The following is a 1,921-nucleotide window of genomic DNA, read 5'->3' on the forward strand; positions in this document are numbered from 1 at the left end:
CCCCGGCTCCTACATTCAATGGCGTAGTGCACAGAAAAGCCCGCATGACCTGAGAAGGTCATGCGGGCTTTTTCGTTTCCGGGGTTCAGGCTTTTGCGGGAATGACTTCCAGGACGCGGATCACGCCCGTCTCAGGATAATGCCAGCGCACATCCAGATCCCAGAACTGCGCGCCGTATTCGCGCTCAGGCGTAGGAATCTGGTACGCCGGGCGTGGGTCTTGTGCCAGGCATTGCTCGATCAACTCGACCAGAGGCTCGCCAAGCCGCTGAGCGTGGCCGTGGGCCTGTTGCAGGGCCGAGTCCGTCCACTGCACGGGAATCAGCAGCGGCGGGGCGCTGGCGATGTCGTTGGACGCCGTGTCGATGATGTCGGCGTAGGGCACGTAAGGTTTGATGTCGAGAACTGGCGTGCCGTCCAGCAAGTCGATGCCGGAGATCCACAGTCGATTGGCTTCGACCTTGTCCAGTTTGACCACCGACTGGCCGATGCCATTAGGACGATGCGTTGCGCGGGTGGCGAACACGCCCATGGATTTGTTACCGCCCAGGCGCGGCGGGCGGACTTTGAGGCGTGGCTTTTCTTCCAGCGCTTGATGGAACAGGAACAGCAGCCACACATGGCTGACCTGCTCCAGCCCCTGCACCGCATCACCCTGATCAAACGGCGCCACCAGCTCCAGTACGCCCCGAGCGGCCGGGGCCAGTTGCGGTTGACGCGGAATGGCGAACTTCTCCTTGAAGCAGGAGCGCACGAAGCCGATGGGGGAAACGCTGTAGGTCATGGTCTGGGGTCGAGGCCGGGATTAGGGCGGCATGATAACCCGAGCGGCCTCGAGATCGGTGCTGCCTATTACTCCGTCATCGCGGGCAAGCCACGCTCCCACAAGGTTCTCGAGTGAACGCAAATGTTGTGTACGGCATAAAACCTGTGGGAGCGTGGCTTGCCCGCGATAGCCGCGCCGCCGATCTAGAGACTAAACCCGCCATCCAAAGGAATGACATTCCCGGTCATATACGCCCCGGCCGTACTCGCCAGGCTAATCGCCAGCGCCGCCATTTCTTCCTCCCGGCCCCAGCGCTTCATCGGAATCAACGCCGTGTCCTCGGCCAGCGCCTGCTCATCGTTGCCGATGTGCTGAGTCATCTTGCTCGGGAAACGTCCCGGTGCGATTACGTTGACGTTGATGTGCTGGCTCACCAACTCTCGCGCCAGAATCCGCGACAGTTGATGCAGGGCGGCTTTGCTCGGGCCGTAGGCATACGCCTGTTCGCCGAAGGAAGAAATCCCGGCCACCGAGCCAATGTTGATGATCCGTGCCGGATTCGCCGCCGAACCGGCCTTGCGCAGCAGCGGTAGAAATTGCTGGATGCAGTTGAACACCGAGGTGACGTTGAGCTGCATGACTTTTTCCCAGCCCTTGACCGGGTAACTCTCCAGCGGCGCACCCCAGGTGGTACCGGCATTGTTCACCAGAATATCCAGATGACCGATCTGTTCGCTCAATTGCGCGGCCAGTTGTTGAACGCCTTCTTCATGCGCCAGGTTGGCGGCCATGGCGTGGCAAATCCCGAAGGCACTCAGCTCATCGGCAGTTTGCTGGCAGGCTTCGGCATCCCGGGCGCACACGTACACGATGGCGCCGGCCTCGACATAAGCCTTGGCGATCATTTTGCCGATACCGCGGGTGCCGCCGGTCACCAGAGCGGTGCGGCCTTGCAGAGAGAAGTAGGGATGCATGGCGAGTCCTGAGAGCTGAGGGTCAATACACCCTAGTCTTCAGCCGCCGGAAGCGGAGCCACTATTTTTGCGCGGAATGAACATCTATACAGATTGGTCTGCGACCGCGCTTGTAGGAGCCGGCTTGCTGGCGATGGCGTTCTCAAGATCGCCATCGCCAGCTAGCCGGCTCCTACAAGCG

At 61.0% G+C, this 1,921-nt stretch carries 2 protein-coding genes; both read right to left on the reverse strand.

Features of this window, described 5'->3' with window-relative positions; all coding sequences use genetic code 11:
• Positions 1-85: 85 nt before the first annotated feature.
• Positions 86-784 (reverse strand): tRNA (N6-threonylcarbamoyladenosine(37)-N6)-methyltransferase TrmO, encoded by a 699-nt coding sequence (gene tsaA, locus AC1DLB_RS28880; protein ID WP_018926951.1) that lies wholly within the window; start codon positions 782-784, stop codon positions 86-88.
• Between the two features lie 185 nt (positions 785-969).
• Entirely contained in the window at positions 970-1,740 is a 771-nt protein-coding gene (locus tag AC1DLB_RS28885; RefSeq protein WP_477743351.1) for an SDR family oxidoreductase, read from the reverse strand.
• Between the last annotated feature and the right edge of the window lie 181 nt (positions 1,741-1,921).

Source organism: Pseudomonas sp. 05N434, assembly GCF_056396965.1.

Bases quoted from the DNA above. Each gene is read 5' to 3' on its own strand.
- tsaA (WP_018926951.1), bottom strand. From the start codon at position 784: ATGACCTACAGCGTTTCCCCCATCGGCTTCGTGCGCTCCTGCTTCAAG.
- AC1DLB_RS28885 (WP_477743351.1), bottom strand. From the start codon at position 1,740: ATGCATCCCTACTTCTCTCTGCAAGGCCGCACCGCTCTGGTGACCGGC.